Source organism: Pseudomonas sp. CJQ_9 (assembly GCF_043106615.1).
Classification (GTDB): domain Bacteria; phylum Pseudomonadota; class Gammaproteobacteria; order Pseudomonadales; family Pseudomonadaceae; genus Aquipseudomonas; species Aquipseudomonas juntendi.
In genome coordinates, this window is the sequence record NZ_JBICMS010000092.1 from 72,059 (window position 1) to 87,050 (window position 14,992).

The 14,992-nt window shown below is 64.0% G+C and carries 16 protein-coding genes; 7 read left to right on the plus strand and 9 right to left on the minus strand.

The annotated features are described in order from the left end of the window. Positions 1 to 62: 62 nt before the first annotated feature. The 7 genes from purD to ACF8SD_RS19545 all read right to left on the minus strand — a co-directional run bounded on the left by purD (position 63) and on the right by ACF8SD_RS19545 (position 7,897). Entirely contained in the window at positions 63 to 1,358 is a 1,296-nt protein-coding gene (gene purD / locus ACF8SD_RS19515; RefSeq protein ID WP_392484245.1) for a phosphoribosylamine--glycine ligase, read from the minus strand. Between the two features lie 144 nt (positions 1,359 to 1,502). Then, positions 1,503 to 3,110: a bifunctional phosphoribosylaminoimidazolecarboxamide formyltransferase/IMP cyclohydrolase gene (gene purH / locus ACF8SD_RS19520; RefSeq protein WP_392484244.1), complete on the minus strand. Its 1,608-nt coding sequence runs from the start codon at positions 3,108 to 3,110 to the stop codon at positions 1,503 to 1,505. 81 nt (positions 3,111 to 3,191) lie between these two features. Beyond that, a complete protein-coding gene (fis, locus tag ACF8SD_RS19525) occupies positions 3,192 to 3,512 on the minus strand; it encodes a DNA-binding transcriptional regulator Fis (protein ID WP_003249693.1) in 321 nt (106 codons plus the stop codon). Beyond that, positions 3,509 to 4,522, minus strand: coding sequence for a tRNA dihydrouridine synthase DusB (gene dusB, locus ACF8SD_RS19530; RefSeq protein ID WP_173891216.1), 1,014 nt, complete (start codon positions 4,520 to 4,522; stop codon positions 3,509 to 3,511). Before dusB ends, fis begins: the two co-directional genes overlap by 4 nt. A gap of 300 nt (positions 4,523 to 4,822) precedes the next feature. Next, positions 4,823 to 6,193, minus strand: coding sequence for a DUF3426 domain-containing protein (locus ACF8SD_RS19535; RefSeq protein ID WP_392484243.1), 1,371 nt, complete (start codon positions 6,191 to 6,193; stop codon positions 4,823 to 4,825). Between the two features lie 42 nt (positions 6,194 to 6,235). After that, entirely contained in the window at positions 6,236 to 7,114 is an 879-nt protein-coding gene (gene prmA / locus ACF8SD_RS19540) for a 50S ribosomal protein L11 methyltransferase (RefSeq protein WP_392484242.1), read from the minus strand. A gap of 327 nt (positions 7,115 to 7,441) precedes the next feature. Further along, a complete protein-coding gene (locus tag ACF8SD_RS19545; RefSeq protein ID WP_392484241.1) occupies positions 7,442 to 7,897 on the minus strand; it encodes a MaoC family dehydratase in 456 nt (151 codons plus the stop codon). A 142-nt stretch (positions 7,898 to 8,039) separates the two neighbouring features. Here ACF8SD_RS19545 and ACF8SD_RS19550 point away from each other — a divergent pair, with 142 nt between their 5' ends. The 3 genes from ACF8SD_RS19550 to ACF8SD_RS19560 are packed head-to-tail and all read left to right on the plus strand — an operon-like array spanning position 8,040 to position 9,715. Beyond that, complete coding sequence (locus ACF8SD_RS19550) at positions 8,040 to 8,402, plus strand: CidA/LrgA family protein (RefSeq protein ID WP_029885805.1); 363 nt, start codon at positions 8,040 to 8,042, stop codon at positions 8,400 to 8,402. Next, positions 8,399 to 9,115, plus strand: coding sequence for an LrgB family protein (locus ACF8SD_RS19555; protein WP_173891213.1), 717 nt, complete (start codon positions 8,399 to 8,401; stop codon positions 9,113 to 9,115). Before ACF8SD_RS19550 ends, ACF8SD_RS19555 begins: the two co-directional genes overlap by 4 nt. 9 nt (positions 9,116 to 9,124) lie before the next feature. Then, positions 9,125 to 9,715: an LON peptidase substrate-binding domain-containing protein gene (locus tag ACF8SD_RS19560; RefSeq protein WP_392484240.1), complete on the plus strand. Its 591-nt coding sequence runs from the start codon at positions 9,125 to 9,127 to the stop codon at positions 9,713 to 9,715. Between the two features lie 78 nt (positions 9,716 to 9,793). On the opposite strand, the gene ACF8SD_RS19565 is transcribed toward ACF8SD_RS19560, so the two are convergent. Together ACF8SD_RS19565 and ACF8SD_RS19570 are read right to left on the minus strand one after the other, a co-directional pair. Beyond that, positions 9,794 to 11,110: a bifunctional DedA family/phosphatase PAP2 family protein gene (locus ACF8SD_RS19565; RefSeq protein WP_173891211.1), complete on the minus strand. Its 1,317-nt coding sequence runs from the start codon at positions 11,108 to 11,110 to the stop codon at positions 9,794 to 9,796. Positions 11,111 to 11,112: 2 nt separating this feature from the next. Then, entirely contained in the window at positions 11,113 to 11,781 is a 669-nt protein-coding gene (locus tag ACF8SD_RS19570) for a DNA-3-methyladenine glycosylase (RefSeq protein ID WP_392484239.1), read from the minus strand. Between the two features lie 328 nt (positions 11,782 to 12,109). Here ACF8SD_RS19570 and ACF8SD_RS19575 point away from each other — a divergent pair, with 328 nt between their 5' ends. From ACF8SD_RS19575 to rlmH, 4 genes are read left to right on the plus strand one after another with little or no spacing between them, the layout of a single operon-like run. Continuing rightward, a complete protein-coding gene (locus ACF8SD_RS19575) occupies positions 12,110 to 13,381 on the plus strand; it encodes a glutamate-5-semialdehyde dehydrogenase (RefSeq protein ID WP_392484238.1) in 1,272 nt (423 codons plus the stop codon). After that, positions 13,350 to 14,042 carry a nicotinate-nucleotide adenylyltransferase gene (gene nadD, locus ACF8SD_RS19580; protein WP_173891208.1) on the plus strand — a complete coding sequence of 231 codons (693 nt, stop codon included), beginning with the start codon at positions 13,350 to 13,352 and terminating at the stop codon, positions 14,040 to 14,042. The genes ACF8SD_RS19575 and nadD overlap by 32 nt, the downstream gene beginning before the upstream one ends. Before the next feature lie 43 nt (positions 14,043 to 14,085). Further along, positions 14,086 to 14,505: a ribosome silencing factor gene (rsfS, locus tag ACF8SD_RS19585; RefSeq protein ID WP_009685825.1), complete on the plus strand. Its 420-nt coding sequence runs from the start codon at positions 14,086 to 14,088 to the stop codon at positions 14,503 to 14,505. A 10-nt stretch (positions 14,506 to 14,515) separates the two neighbouring features. Continuing rightward, positions 14,516 to 14,983, plus strand: a complete 468-nt coding sequence (rlmH, locus tag ACF8SD_RS19590; RefSeq protein ID WP_173891207.1) for a 23S rRNA (pseudouridine(1915)-N(3))-methyltransferase RlmH — start codon at positions 14,516 to 14,518, stop codon at positions 14,981 to 14,983. The last annotated feature ends 9 nt before the right edge of the window (positions 14,984 to 14,992 follow it).

The window sequence follows — 14,992 nt, forward strand, 5'->3', positions numbered from 1 at the left end:
GGCGGGCCTTGTCGACGAGCCGGGCGCCGGGTGCACAGGCCACCGCGGCGTGCCGGTAGTGGTTACTGCTGGTGTTCACCGCGCTCACGGGCAATGGCCCGGTAGCCGATGTCGGTACGGTAGAAGCTGCCGTTCCAGCTGACTTCCTTGGCCAGGCGATAAGCCTGCTGCTGCGCGTCGGCAACGGTGCTGCCCATGGCGGTGGCACACAGCACGCGGCCGCCGTTGGTGAGCACCTGGCCATCCTTGAGCGACGTACCGGCATGGAACACCTTGCCTTCGATCTGCGCTGCAGCGTCCAGGCCGTTGATCACGTCGCCCTTGGTGTAGTCGCCCGGGTAACCGCCAGCGGCCAGTACCACGCCCAGGCTCGGGCGTGGATCCCACTGGGCTTCGACCTTGTCCAGCGCCTTGGCGAAGGCCGCTTCTACCAGCAGCACCAGGCTCGATTCCAGGCGCAGCATGACTGGCTGGGTTTCCGGGTCACCGAAGCGGCAGTTGAATTCGATGACCTTGGGGTTGCCCGCCTTGTCGATCATCAGGCCGGCATACAGGAAGCCGGTGTAGACGTTGCCTTCCTCTGCCATGCCGCGCACGGTGGGCCAGATCACCTGGTCCATCACGCGCTGATGCACGTCGGCGGTAACCACCGGGGCAGGGGAGTAGGCACCCATGCCGCCGGTGTTGGGGCCCGTGTCCTGGTCACCGACGCGTTTGTGATCCTGGCTGGTTGCCATCGGCAGTACGTTGTGGCCATCGACCATGACAATGAAGCTGGCTTCTTCGCCGTCGAGGAACTCCTCGATCACCACACGCGAACCGGCGTCACCGAAGGCGTTGCCAGCCAGCATGTCACGCACGGCGGCTTCGGCCTCTTCCAGGGTCATGGCCACGATCACGCCTTTGCCCGCGGCCAGGCCGTCGGCCTTGATCACGATCGGCGCGCCTTTTTCCTGCAGGTAGGCCAGCGCCGGCTCGATCTCGGTGAAGTTCTGGTAGTCGGCGGTCGGGATCTTGTGCCGTGCCAGGAAGTCCTTGGTGAAGGCCTTGGAGCCTTCCAGCTGGGCCGCGCCCTTGGTTGGGCCGAAGCAGTCCAGGCCGCGGCTGCGGAACAGGTCGACCACGCCGATGACCAGCGGCGCTTCCGGGCCGACGATGGTCAGGTCGACGTTCTTCTCGGCGAAGTCGGCCAGTTGCTCCAAGGCGCACACATCGATGGCGACGTTTTCGCATTTGGCTTCGATGGCGGTGCCGGCGTTGCCTGGGGCAACGAAGACTTTTTCTACGCGTGGGTCCTGGGCGACTTTCCAGGCCAGGGCGTGCTCACGGCCGCCGCTGCCGATGATCAAAACTTTCATGTCAAAACCTCGATTCAGGTGACCCCGAGGCGGGTGGGGAACGCTGTGGGAGCGGGCGTGCCCGCGAATGCGGCGGTGAATTCACCATCGTATTCGCGGGCGCGCCCGCTCCCACAGGGTCGCCGCTTGCCCGGGGCCGCGTAATTAGTGGCGGAAGTGACGCATACCGGTGAATACCATCGCGATGCCAGCTTCGTCAGCCGCGGCGATGACTTCTGCATCACGCATCGAACCACCTGGCTGGATCACGGCGCTGATACCCACTTTGGCGGCATTGTCGATGCCGTCACGGAACGGGAAGAACGCATCCGAGGCCATGACCGCGCCCTGTACCTGCAGGCCGGCATGCTCGGCCTTGATGGCGGCGATGCGGGCAGAGTTCACGCGGCTCATCTGGCCGGCGCCCACGCCGATGGTCTGGCGCTGCTTGGCGTAGACAATGGCGTTGGACTTGACGAACTTGGCCACTTTCCAGGCGAATACCAGGTCGTTTATTTCTTGCTCGGTTGGCGCACGTTTGGTAACGATCTTCAGGTCATCGGCAGTGATCATGCCGATATCCCGGCTTTGCACCAGCAGGCCGCCGTTGACACGCTTGAAGTCCCAGCCGGCAGCGCGCTCGGCTGGCCACTCGCCGCATTCCAGCAGGCGCACGTTCTGCTTGGCAGCCACTACGTCGCGCGCAGCCTGGGAAATTTTCGGGGCAATGATCACTTCGACGAACTGGCGCTCGACGATGGCCTTGGCGGTTTCGCCGTCCAGTTCACGGTTGAAGGCGATGATGCCGCCGAACGCCGACTCGGTGTCGGTGGCATAGGCCAGGTCGTAGGCCTTGCGGATGCCGCCTTCGTCTTCCGGCACCACGGCCACGCCACACGGGTTGGCGTGCTTGACGATGACGCAGGCTGGCTTGACGAAGCTCTTCACGCACTCCAGCGCGGCGTCGGTGTCGGCCACGTTGTTGAACGACAGCTCTTTGCCTTGCAGCTGCACGGCGGTGGAGATGCTGGCTTCGCCCTTCTTGGCTTCTACGTAGAACGCCGCGCTCTGGTGCGGGTTCTCGCCATAGCGCATTTCCTGGGCCTTGACGAACTGGCTGTTGAAGGTGCGCGGGAATTCGCTGCGTGCAGCCGTGGAAAGGGTCTGCTGAGCCTGGTCGATGGTGCCCATGTAGTTGGCGATCATGCCATCGTAGGCGGCGGTGTGCTCGAACGCCTTGAGCATGAGGTCGAAGCGCTGGGCGTAGGTCAGGCCACCGGCCTTGAGGCCTTCGACGATGCCGGCGTAGTCGCTGGCGTTGACCACGATGGCCACGTCCTTGTGGTTCTTGGCTGCCGAACGGACCATGGTCGGGCCGCCGATGTCGATGTTCTCGATGGCGGTCGGCAGGTCACAGCCAGGCTTGGAAATGGTGGCTTCGAACGGGTACAGGTTGACTGCAACCAGATCGATCGGCTTGATGCCGTGCTCGCTCATGATGGCGTCGTCGGTACCGCGACGACCGAGGATGCCGCCGTGGATTTTCGGGTGCAGGGTCTTGACCCGGCCGTCCATCATTTCGGCAAAGCCGGTGTAGTCAGCCACTTCCACCGCGTCAACGCCGTTGTCCTTGAGCAGCTTGTAGGTGCCGCCGGTGGACAGGATCTCGACACCGAGCTGTTGCAGCTCACGGGCGAATTCGAGGATACCGGTCTTGTCGGAGACGCTGATCAGGGCGCGGCGGACTGGCAGGCGGGTAGTCTGGTCGGTCATTTCGGGTTCCAATAACGCGGTGGAGTCAGCAAAAAAGGCGCCTCTGTTCAGGGAGCCGCCTTTTCTGGTTGGGATTCTGGGTTACAGCAAGTCGTACTGCTTGAGCTTCTTGCGCAGCGTGCCTCGGTTCAGCCCGAGCATCTCGCTGGCCTTGGTCTGGTTGCCCTTCACGTAGTTCATGACGCTTTCGAGCAGGGGGGCCTCCACTTCGGAGAGCACCAGGTTGTAGACGTCCGTGACGGTCGCGCCTTCCAGATGGGCGAAGTAATTGTGCAGCGCCTTCTCGACGCTGTCGCGAAGGGTCTGGCCCTCTTCGCTCGGCGTGTTCAGGTGCTGTTTCAGGTTGGCGTTGTCGCTCACGGGCGTTGTTCCACTCACAAAATTCTCGGTCATCATCGTCATGCGGCCACCCCTTGTCCGTCCTCTGTCTCAAGGCTCTGTCGACGCTCGCTGAAAAACGCGCGAACGTTGGCGCACTGCGCTTGTGTGTCTTCCAAAGCGTTGAACCGGGAGCGAAACTCCTTGCCGCCGGGTCGTGTTGCCAGGTACCAGCCAACGTGCTTGCGGGCGATACGTACGCCCAACACATCGCCATAGAAGGCATGCAGCGCGGCCAGGTGTTGCAGCAGAATGTGTTCCACTTCGTCCAACTGCGGCGCCGGCAGGTGTTCGCCGGTGCGCAGGTAATGCTCGATCTCGCGAAAGATCCATGGCCGCCCCTGGGCAGCCCGGCCAATCAGCAGGCCATCGACCCCGGTGGCGTCCAGCACCGCTCGGGCCTTTTCTGGCGACGTGATGTCGCCGTTGGCAAAAACCGGGATCGACACCGCCTGCTTGATGGCAGCGATGGTGTCGTATTCGGCTTCGCCGGTGTACAGGTCGGCGCGTGTGCGGCCATGTACCGCCAGCGCCTGGATACCGGCCTGCTCGGCGATTTTCGCCACGTTCAGGCCGTTCTTGTTCGCCCGGTCCCAACCGGTGCGGATCTTCAGGGTCACCGGAACGTCCACGGCGCCGACCACGGCGTGGAGAATCTCGTTGACCAAGGCTTCATCCTTCAATAAAGCAGAGCCTGCAGCTTTGTTGCAGACTTTTTTTGCCGGGCAGCCCATGTTGATATCGATGATCTGGGCGCCTGCCTCGACATTGGCCCGTGCTGCCGCTGCCATCATCTGCGCATCACCGCCGGCGATCTGCACCGAGCGCGGCTCGGGATCACCCTCATGGATGCGGCGCAGGCTCGACTTGCGGCTGTTCCACAGGTTCATGTCGCTGCTGACCATTTCCGACACGACCATGCCTGCGCCCAAGCGCTGGCAAAGTGTACGGAAAGGCTGGTCCGTGACCCCGGCCATGGGCGCGAGGATCAGGTTGTTGCGTAGCGTGTATTGGCCGATGCGTACCGCCGACATAGGTGATCCCTGTTGTGGGGCCGAATCTTGGAGTTCGAAAAAGGGTTGGCATGATACCCGCTCTCGGTGACCGGATAAAGATGGAACTGGATAAAATCTGAACAACCGGGGCTGGCGACAAGCGACAAGTTGCAAGCCACAAGACAAGCAAGCCGACAGCCGGCCTGCTTCGTCTTGTAGCTTGTAGCTTGAAGCTTGAAGCTTGAAGCTTGAAGCTTGAAGCTTGAAGCTTGAAGCTTGAAGCTTGAAGCTTGAAGCTTGAAGCTTGAAGCTTGAAGCTTGAAGCTTGAAGCTTGTCGCTTATTCCGGCGAGCGGAAGCTCAGGCTGTAATTGACCGCCTTCGGGCCGGGGTCGAGGATGTCCAGGGCAATATGGATCGGCGTCTGGCTGGGCATTTCGCCACGCCCCGCCAACTCACCGGACAGGTATTCGCTGGGCTTGAAGCGGCGGCTGGCGATCAGCTGGCCATTGAGGTCGGCGAAGCGCAGTTCGAGCAACGGGAATGGCTGGGCAAATGGCGCACGGTTGTAGATGATCGCATCAACGATGAGCGCGCCTTTGAAATCCGGGTGGCTGCGCACCACCAGGTTGCTGCTCTTGATCCGGCCAATGTCGACACGGGTGGGCACTTGGCAGCCGACCAGCGGGCACAGCTGCAGGAACATGGGCCGATACTGGTCCTGGCGGGCCATTTCGTCGAAGTGGAACCATACGTACTGGAAGGCCAGCAGGCCGGCGGCCAGCAAAGACAGCACGCCCCACAGGATCCGCTTGCCCCAGTTGGGCGCAGGCTTTTCCCAGCCCAGTTGCAGGGGGTCGTCGACCACGTCGACCAGCGGCTCCTTGCGCGATGCGCGCTCGGGCTTGCCGGCAAGGCCGGGTTCCAGGCGCTCACCGGGCAGCGGTGCGCCAAGCTCGTCGTCCCGCGCCGACAGCTGCAGTGGCAGCGGTTCATCGTCGTGGGCGCTAAGGCCTTTTTCCGGGATGTCGTCATCGTCAGTGTGCAGCGGTTCGCCGAGTGTTTCAGGCTCACCGGTTTCGCCAGTGCGCTGCACCGGCGGCTGGTCGTCGAAGTCCAGGTCGAAAGTGCTGCCCAGTACCGGTTCGGTGCGCTCGCCAGGGGCAGGCTGCAGGTCTGGCGCCTGTGGCTCCGGCGTCAGCAGCACTGGCGCAGGCTGTGCCTGCAGTGGCGGCTCGAGGGGGTCATCGGTTGCCGTGCCGAACAGGTCGTCCACAGGCTCGTCGGCATGCCCCTCATCGCGCCGCGCTTGCAACCCGTCATTCTGCCGGGCGGCGCGCGCCTGGGCCGGCCCCCCACGCCGCTCAAGGCGCTCCAGCTCTTTGTCGAGGTCAAGGGCATCGAGCGCCTCGGCGGTGACGGCCCAGTCCTCCCCCGGCGCAGGGCGGGGCGCACTGCTGACCGCCTCGGGCGGGGCAGGCGTTGCCGCCTCGGCGTCGGGCAGCGCTGGCGCCGCCGGGGCAGCAGGCGCGGCCGCCGGCGCTGGCGGGGCGCTGGCAGCGCGGTTCTGCTCCAGCAACTGCTTGGCGGCGTTGAACACCTGCAGGCAATGGCCGCACCGCACCACGCCGCGCGCTACGCTTAGCTGGTGGTGGGTGACGCGAAAGCTGGTCTGGCAATGCGGGCACTGGGTGACGAAACTGTCGGTCATGCGGCAATCCGGGAGCTGTGCAGAAAAGTATTCTAGGCCCGCTTAGCGGCGCCGACCACTGATGCGCACCCAGCCGTCGCGCACGACGATCGGGTCCAGGTCGAAGTCGGCGGCATAGGCTGCGGCCACTTCCTCGCCCTGCTCGGCAAGGATGCCCGACAGTGCCAGCAGGCCACCTGGGCGAACCAGCCCGGACAGCTGCGGGGCCAGCGACACCAGCGGGCCGGCAAGGATGTTGGCGACCAGCACGTCGGCCTGCATCGCCGGCATGTGCTCTGGCAGGTAGAGGGCCAGTTTCTCGTCGGCGATGCCATTGCGCTGGGCGTTGTCGCGGGAAGCCTCGATGGCTTGCACATCGATGTCGGTACCCACCGCCTCACGGGCGCCGAGCAGCAGGGCGGCGATGGCCAGAATGCCCGAGCCACAACCGAAGTCCAGCACCTGGGTGCCTTCGAGCTGCTGGCCATCGAGCCATTCCAGGCACAGGGCGGTGGTGGGGTGGGTGCCGGTGCCGAAGGCCAGGCCCGGGTCGAGCAGCAGGTTGACCGCGTCTTTCTCGGGGGCGTCATGCCAGCTGGGCACGATCCACAGGCGGCGGCCAAAGCGCATGGGCTGGAAGTTGTCCATCCAGCTGCGTTCCCAGTCCTGGTCCTCGATCACTTCGGCCTGGTGCTCGGGCAGTTCGGCGCCGGTCAGCAGGCGCAGGTGGGCGAACACCTGCTCAGCGTCGGTATCGGCTTCGAACAAGGCCAGCATATGGGTGTGCGACCACAGCGGGGTGGTATTGAGGTCGGGTTCGAAGATCGGCTGGTCTTCGGCATCCATGAACGTGACAGAAACGGCGCCTACTTCAAGCAGGGCGTCTTCGTAGGTTTCGGCTTGTTCCGGGCTGATGGCCAGGCGTACTTGCAGCCAGGGCATGGCGGGCACCTTTGGTAAATCGACAGGGGCAGCCCTAGGCTGCGCGAAGGCTGGCAGTTTACGCGAGTGCGCAGGGTTTGTAGAGAAGGCCTGGCACCGGCCTTGTGGGGGCAACTGTCTTGTATTGCCTGGGCGGGCCTCATCGCCGGCAAGCCAGCTCCTACAGGTACTGCAAGGCTCGAGGCTGATGCGGCCGAGGTAGGAGCGGCCTTGTGTCGCGATAGGGCTGCGCAGCAGCCCCAGGATCTCAGCGTCATGCAAATATTGCCGGGGCCGCGCTGCGGCCCAATCGCGGCACAAGGCCGCTCCCACAGCGGGCGTGGAGCATCAGACAAAGCAGAGCGAAAGCGACTCAGCAATATAAGCAGGCTTCTCTTCACCCTCGATTTCCAGCGTGGCAATCGCCTTGAGCAGCCACTGCCCCGGTCTTTTTTCGCTCACCTCGGCCAGGTCCACTTTCAGCCGCACCTGGCTGTTCACCTTGACCGGCTGGATGAAACGCACGCTGTCCAGCCCATAGTTCACCACCATCTTCATGCCTTGCGGCAGTACCAGGATGTCTTCGATCAGCTTGGGGATCAGCGAAAGGGTCAGAAAGCCATGGGCAATCGTGCTGCCAAACGGGGTTTGCGCTGCCTTTTCCGGGTCGACATGGATGAACTGGAAATCGCCGGTGGCTTCGGCAAACAGGTTGATGCGCTGCTGGTCGATCTTCAGCCAGGCCGAGCGGCCCAGTTCCTTACCAACGTATTGCGAAAGCTCTGTAACCGGTACATAGGGCATCGCGGACTCTCCAGGTTGTCAGTTGGTACGAAAGTGCAAGATCAGCACGCTCGGCCATTGCAGTCAAGTTGTCCGCTTTTCGGCGAATATCGATCTATAGCGCAGCGTGCTTATAATGACGCCATGCTCAAGGGAGATGCTTATGCTGTTGCGTGGTTTGACCTGGCTGGTGCTGTTCCAGCTGTTGGGAACGGCGATCAACCACCTGTTGCTGCCGGTTTTGCCGGGCCCGATCATCGGCCTGTTGCTGCTGTTGGGCTTCCTCATGGCCCGCGGCGAGGTTGGCAAACCACTGAATGAAGCGGCCAGCAGCCTGCTGCGCTACCTGCCGCTGTTGCTGGTGCCGCCGGCAGTGGGGGTGATGGTCTATGCCCGGGATATCGCTGCCGACTTCTGGGCGATTGTCGGCGCCCTGCTGATTTCCTGCCTGCTGACCCTGGTTTTCGTCGGGGTGCTGATGCAGAAGTTGATCCAGCGCCAGAGCAAGCGCGAGGAGCAGCCATGATGCTTGACTGGCAAGGCGCCCTGGATGCGGTCGTGCACCATCCTTTGTTCGGCATCGGTATCACCCTGGCGGCCTACCAACTGGTGCTCGCTGGCTACGACAAGACGCGCTGGATCTTCCTGCAGCCGGTGCTGGTGTCGATGCTGCTGGTGATCGGCGTGCTGCTGGCGTGCGGCATCGACTACAGCGAATACCGCAACAGCACGCAAATCATGAATACCTTGCTGGGCCCGGCCACCGTGGCCCTGGCGGTGCCTTTGTACCTCAACCTGCGGCGCATCCGGCAGTTGTTCTGGCCCATCTTTACTACGCTGGTAGTCGGGGGGCTGTTTGCCACCCTGTGTTGCTTGCTGCTCGGCTGGTGGTTCGGTGCCGAGCACATGATCCTGATGACCATGGCGCCCAAGTCGGTCACCTCGCCGATTGCCATGCTGGTGGCCGAACAGATTGGCGGGGTCGCTGCCCTGGCAGCGGTGTTCGTGCTGATTACCGGGGTAATCGGCGCCATCTTCGGCCCGGCGCTGCTCAGCCGTGTTGGCGTGCACAGCCCGGAAGCCCGCGGCATGTCGCTGGGGGTGACGGCGCACGCGGTGGGCACTTCGGTGGCCCTGCAGGAAAGTGACGAATGCGGCGCCTTTGCCGCGCTTGCAATGAGCCTGATGGGCGTAGCCACGGCGGTGTTCCTGCCGTTGGCGGTGAGCCTGGTGGCCTGAGGACTGGTGATGACGCTACCGCTGTTTCCGCTCAATACCGTGCTGTTTCCTGGCTGCTTTCTCGACTTGCAGATTTTCGAGGCGCGCTACCTCGACATGATCGGGCGCTGCATGAAGCAGGGCGAAGGGTTTGGCGTGGTGTGCATCCTGGAGGGCGAGCAGGTGGGCAAGGCGCCGCCGACGGTCGCCTCGATCGGCTGCGAGGCGCTGATCCGCGATTTCGTACAGCAGGACAACGGCTTGCTGGGCATTCGCGTCGAAGGCGCGCGGCGCTTCAACCTGGACAGCACCGAGGTGCAAAAGGACCAGTTGCTGGTAGGGCAGGTGCAGTGGCTGGCCGAGCAGGCCGACTGCCCGTTGCTCGAAGCGGACGATGACCTGGTGGCGCTGCTGGTGGCCTTGGGTGAACATCCGATGGTCGAGGCGCTGGACATGCCGCGCCCGCTGGACGGGCGCCAGGCGCTGGCCAACCAGTTGGCTTACCTGCTGCCGTTCATGGAAGAAGACAAGCTGGACCTGCTGAGCCTCGACTCGCCGCAGCAGCGGCTGGGCGAGATCCAGAAATTGCTGGAGCGGATTCAGGGCGAGCTGTTTGCCTGAGGTGAGTGTTGCCTATGCCGGCCTGTTGGTGGGTGAGCCTGTCCAGTAGCGGCTTGCCCCGCCAACAGGCCGGCAACATCAATAGTGATACCTGGCCAACGCCTGCGGCAGTGCATGCATGGCGAAAAAGGCCAGCAGCGCCACGCAGGCCGGCAACACCAGCCACCACACCCGCTGCGGCAAGGCCGGTAGCGGCTGGCGGTGCTGCACCAGGGTCAGGCTGAGGGCGCACACGCAGCAGGCCAGCAGGGCCCCGGCGAGGATATCGGTGGGCCAGTGAGCACCCAGGTAGACCCGCGACAGGGCAATCGCCAGCGCCGGAATGCAGCCCAGCATCACCCAGGTCAGGCGCATCCGCGGCGGCTGACCGCGCCCGGCCAGCACCGCCATCACCAGGAAGAAGGCAAACGATGCCGAGCTGTGCCCGCTGGGCATGCTGTAGCTGGTCAGCGGGTCGCTCAGTACCTCGGGCCGGGCACGGGCAAACAGCCATTTGAGGGTACCATTGGCGATTGCCGTGCCCATCAGCGCGCCGCCGGCGAACACGGCGTGACGCCATTGCCGGGCCAGCAGCAACAGGCCGGTCAGCAAGCCGCCCAGGAACAGCTGGGTTCTGAAGTCGCCCAGGCGGGTGACCAGGACCACGGTGCCATCAATGGCCTGGCTGCGGTGCTCCTGCACCAGGGTCATCACGCCTTGGTCGAATTCATGCAGGTACGGCCAGCCCAGAAAAATGCCGGCCAGGGCGAGCAGGCTCAAGCCGGCAACCAGTCGGGTGCCGTGGCGTTGATCGCGAATGCTGCTGTTCAGGCTCAGGCCGATCACCACAGCCAAGCCACCGGCGAGGATGCCGGCGTCCAGCCAGAAGCCCTCTGGCAAGGGCAGGCGCATGGCAGCCCCGGTGGCCCAGCCAGGCAGCAGGTAGGCCACCGACCAACCTGCGCCGGCCACCAGGCTGACGGCGATGAAGCGTGGCAGCGGCATGTCGAACATGCCGGCGACCATCGGCAGCATGGGGCGCAGCGGGCCGATGAAGCGGCCGACCAGCAGGCTGGCGATGCCGTAGCGCTGGAAGTAGGTTTCGGCACTGCCGATCCATTCCGGGTGATGGCGCAGCAATGGCAGCCGGCGGATGTTCTGGTGGAAGTACTTGCCCACCGTGTACGACAGCGCGTCGCCCAGCAGCCCGCCGAGAAAACCCAGCAGCAAGGTCTCGCCCAGGCTGAAGGTGCCGCTACCGGCCAGTACCGCCACGGCGAACAACAGCACGGTGCCTGGCACGATGATGCCGGCGATGGCCAGGCATTCGACGCAGGCCACCAGGAAAATCGCCACGCCAAGCCACTGGGGGTTGGCGCTGAGCCAGCCGGTCAGGCTGTCGAGCCATTGGCCCATGTTCAGCTTCCTTGTTCGAGAATGAAGAAATCGCGACCTTCGACTTGGCCGCGGCGCAAGGGGTTCCGCGTGCAGAAACGCGCGTACTCGGCATCGACGAAGCGGTACGGCAGGTGCTCGTCACGCCCGTGCGGGATACCCAGGCGGGTGGCCTGGATCACCTTCGGCACGTGGCTGCCACAATCTTCCACGTACAGGCGCTCGGCGTCGAAGCGCTGGGCATCCCACTGTGGCACTTTCAAACCCAAGGCGCGGCACAGCAGCGTTTGCCCGGCGCACAGGCGTTCCGGTGGGCGCAGCTTGCCACTGGCGTCGGGGTTGTTCAGTTGCATCTGGGCCAGGCTGTTGGGGCCCGAGCGGGCGTCCTGCCAAGGATAGGCGGACTTGATGAGCACTGCGTTGCCAGGGCCGTGGGCGCTGAAGTTCAGAGAGTCGCCGCCGCGCGCGTAATACATGTAGATATGCCCGCCATCGAGGAACAGCGCCTTGCGCTTCTCGGTATAGCCGAGTGAAGCATGGCTGCCTTTGTCGGTGAGGTAATAGGCCTCGGTTTCGATGATGCGCGCCGCCAGCCACAGGTCGCCCTGGCGATGGCGGATGACCTTGCCCAGCAGGGCTTTGGCCAGGGTCTGGGCGTCGCGGTCGAAAAAGCTGTCGGGCAGGGCTGGCATGCGGGCTGTTCGCGATTTGGGGACGCCGGATAATAGCAATGAATGGCTTAATCGAGGCTGAATCGAGTGTGGTGTTGGCGGGGCCGGCCCTTTCGCGGGCATGCCCGCTCCCACAGGTACTGCATGGCCCAAGGCCTTGTGAAATCCCTGTGGGAGCGGGCGCGCCCGCGAAAGGGCCACAGCAGGAGAGTGAAATTTCGATAAGAGCGGTTACATCTTTCCTGCATATTGCCCAGGCCATTTTCGACCATCCGCCACCCACCGCTGGGCGTATACCTGCGCGGCAGTTATAATCAGCCGATTTCCCCTTCGCCAAGACACCGAACCCATGACTGAGTCCGTTCTTGACTATATGACCCGCCTGGGTCGCGCTGCCCGCGAGGCGTCTCGGGTCATCGGCCGTGCCAGCACTGCGCAAAAGAACCGCGCCCTGTTGGCCGCTGCCGATGCGCTGGATGCTGCCCGCGCCGAGCTCACCGCTGCCAACGAACTGGACCTGGCCGCCGGCCGTGCCAATGGCCTGGAGCCTGCGCTGCTGGACCGCCTGGCGCTGACCCCGGCCCGTATCGACGGCATGATCACCGGCCTGCGCCAGGTGGCCAGCCTGCCGGACCCGGTGGGCGCCATCCGGGACATGAGCTACCGCCCATCGGGCATCCAGGTAGGCAAGATGCGTACGCCACTGGGGGTGATCGGGATCATCTACGAGTCGCGCCCCAACGTGACCATCGATGCCGCCAGCCTGTGCCTGAAGTCGGGTAACGCCACCATCCTGCGTGGGGGCTCCGAAGCCATTCATTCCAACCGCGCCATCGCCACCTGCATCCAGCGTGGCCTGGCTGCCGCCGACCTGCCGGCCGCGGTGGTCCAGGTGGTCGAAACCACCGACCGCGAGGCCGTGGGCGCGCTGATCAGCATGCCTGCGTTCGTCGATGTCATCGTCCCACGGGGTGGCCGTGGTCTGATCGAGCGTATCAGCCGCGATGCCCGCGTGCCGGTGATCAAGCACCTGGACGGTATCTGCCACATCTATGTCAGCCAGCATGCCGACCTGGACAAGGCCTGGAATGTGGCATTCAACGCCAAGACATACCGCTACGGCATTTGCGGGGCGATGGAAACGCTGCTGGTCGACCAGCAGGTGGCCGAGCGCTTCCTGCCGGAAATGGCCCGCCGCTTCCGGGACAAAGGCGTGGAACTGCGGGGTTGCGAGCGCACCCAGGCAATCATCGACGCCAAACCGGCTACCGAAGACGACTGGCACACCGAGTACCTGGACGCGATCCTGGCAATTCGTGTGGTCGACGGCCTGGACCAGGCTATCGAGCACATCAATCACTATGGCTCGCACCATACCGACTCGATCATCAGCGAACACCAGGGCGAAGCCCGCCAGTTCATGGCTGAGGTCGATTCGGCATCGGTCATGCTCAACACCCCAACCTGTTTCGCCGATGGCTTCGAGTACGGGCTGGGCGCTGAAATCGGCATTTCCACCGACAAGCTGCATGCCCGCGGCCCCGTCGGCCTGGAGGGCCTGACCTGCGAAAAATACGTCGTCATCGGTGATGGCCAGTTGCGCGGTCAGGGGTCCTGCTGAGTTGAGCAGGGCCCAGACAGTCCGGCGCATCGGCATTCTCGGCGGAACCTTCGATCCGGTGCACATCGGCCACCTGCGCAGCGCGCTGGAAGTGGCCGAGTTCATGGGGCTGGACGAACTGCGCCTGCTGCCCAATGCCCGGCCGCCGCACCGCGATACCCCGCAGGTGGCCGCGCAAGACCGCCTGGCCATGGTGCGCGAAGCAGTACAGGGGGTGGCCTGCCTGAGCGTCGATGCCCGCGAGCTCGAGCGTGACAAGCCGTCGTACACCATCGACACACTGGAGTCGGTCCGTGCCGAACTGGCCGGTAACGACCAGTTGTTCCTGGTGCTGGGCTGGGATGCCTTCTGTGGCTTGCCCAACTGGCACCGCTGGGAAGAATTGCTGCAACACTGTCACATTCTGGTGCTGCAACGCCCGGATGCCGACGTAGAACCCCCTGACGAGCTGCGCAACCTGCTGGCTGCGCGCTCGGAGAGCGATCCCACCGCCATGTCCGGCCCGGCGGGAAATATTTCGTTCGTCTGGCAGACACCGCTTGCGGTGTCGGCTACACAGATCCGACAGCTGCTGGCCAGCGGCAAATCGGTGAGGTTCCTGGTGCCGGACGCCGTACTGGCCTATATCGAGGCGCACGAACTGTATCGTGCGCCCAACTGACGGCGCCCCTGGCGCCTCATCCAACGAGTTGAACGAGTTTTATATGACCAAGCAGAAAATTTACGGCGAAGAACTGGTCGCAGTGACCAAGGCCGCGCTGGAAGACGTAAAGGCCCAGGACATCCAGGTCATCGACGTGCGCGAGAAGCACAGCCTGACCGATTACATGATCATTGCCACCGGTACCTCCAACCGCCAGATCAACGCCATGGCCGAAAAGGTCCGTGAAGCCGTCAAGGCCAAGGGCGCACAGCCTCTGGGCGAAGAAGGCAAGGGCGACAGCGATTGGGTGCTGCTGGACCTGAACGACGTCATCGTGCACATGATGACCGCCGCTGCGCGCCAGTTCTACGACCTGGAGCGCCTGTGGCAAGGCGCCGAGCAAAGCCGTGCTGCCGACGGCAAGCACCACAGCCCGGACCATGCCCACGAGTACTCCGACAAGCTCAAAGACCGCGAATAAGGGCCGCGCCGTGCGTTTGCGCCTGATTGCGGTCGGCTCGCGCATGCCGAAGTGGGTCGAGGAAGGCTGGCATGAATATGCCAAGCGCCTGCCCACCGAGCTGTCGCTGGAGCTGGTGGAAATTCCGCTGAACACCCGTGGCAAGAATGCCGACGTCGCCCGTCTGATCCGTCAGGAGGGCGAGGCCATGCTGAGCAAGGTGCAGCCCGGGGAACGCATCGTTACCCTGGAGGTCCATGGCAAGCCCTGGAGTACCGAGCAACTGGCGGGCGAGCTGGATCGCTGGCGGCTGGACGCGCGCACGGTCAATATGATGGTGGGCGGCCCGGAGGGCCTGGCGCCTGAGGTTTGCGCGCGCGCCGAGCAACGCTGGTCGCTGTCGCCGCTGACCCTGCCACACCCGTTGGTAAGGATACTCATCGGCGAGCAGATCTACCGCGCCTGGACCGTGTTGTCCGGGCACCCTTACCACAAATGAGCCTGTAAG

Bases quoted from the DNA above. Each gene is read 5' to 3' on its own strand.
- ACF8SD_RS19570 (WP_392484239.1), bottom strand. From the start codon at position 11,781: ATGCCAGCCCTGCCCGACAGCTTTTTCGACCGCGACGCCCAGACCCTG.
- ACF8SD_RS19560 (WP_392484240.1), top strand. From the start codon at position 9,125: ATGACGCTACCGCTGTTTCCGCTCAATACCGTGCTGTTTCCTGGCTGC.
- purH (WP_392484244.1), bottom strand. From the start codon at position 3,110: ATGACCGACCAGACTACCCGCCTGCCAGTCCGCCGCGCCCTGATCAGC.
- ACF8SD_RS19575 (WP_392484238.1), top strand. From the start codon at position 12,110: ATGACTGAGTCCGTTCTTGACTATATGACCCGCCTGGGTCGCGCTGCC.
- nadD (WP_173891208.1), top strand. From the start codon at position 13,350: ATGGCCAGTTGCGCGGTCAGGGGTCCTGCTGAGTTGAGCAGGGCCCAG.
- ACF8SD_RS19555 (WP_173891213.1), top strand. From the start codon at position 8,399: ATGATGCTTGACTGGCAAGGCGCCCTGGATGCGGTCGTGCACCATCCT.
- ACF8SD_RS19565 (WP_173891211.1), bottom strand. From the start codon at position 11,110: ATGGGCCAATGGCTCGACAGCCTGACCGGCTGGCTCAGCGCCAACCCC.
- dusB (WP_173891216.1), bottom strand. From the start codon at position 4,522: ATGTCGGCGGTACGCATCGGCCAATACACGCTACGCAACAACCTGATC.
- ACF8SD_RS19535 (WP_392484243.1), bottom strand. From the start codon at position 6,193: ATGACCGACAGTTTCGTCACCCAGTGCCCGCATTGCCAGACCAGCTTT.
- prmA (WP_392484242.1), bottom strand. From the start codon at position 7,114: ATGCCCTGGCTGCAAGTACGCCTGGCCATCAGCCCGGAACAAGCCGAA.
- ACF8SD_RS19545 (WP_392484241.1), bottom strand. From the start codon at position 7,897: ATGCCCTATGTACCGGTTACAGAGCTTTCGCAATACGTTGGTAAGGAA.
- ACF8SD_RS19550 (WP_029885805.1), top strand. From the start codon at position 8,040: ATGCTGTTGCGTGGTTTGACCTGGCTGGTGCTGTTCCAGCTGTTGGGA.
- fis (WP_003249693.1), bottom strand. From the start codon at position 3,512: ATGACGATGATGACCGAGAATTTTGTGAGTGGAACAACGCCCGTGAGC.
- purD (WP_392484245.1), bottom strand. From the start codon at position 1,358: ATGAAAGTTTTGATCATCGGCAGCGGCGGCCGTGAGCACGCCCTGGCC.
- rsfS (WP_009685825.1), top strand. From the start codon at position 14,086: ATGACCAAGCAGAAAATTTACGGCGAAGAACTGGTCGCAGTGACCAAG.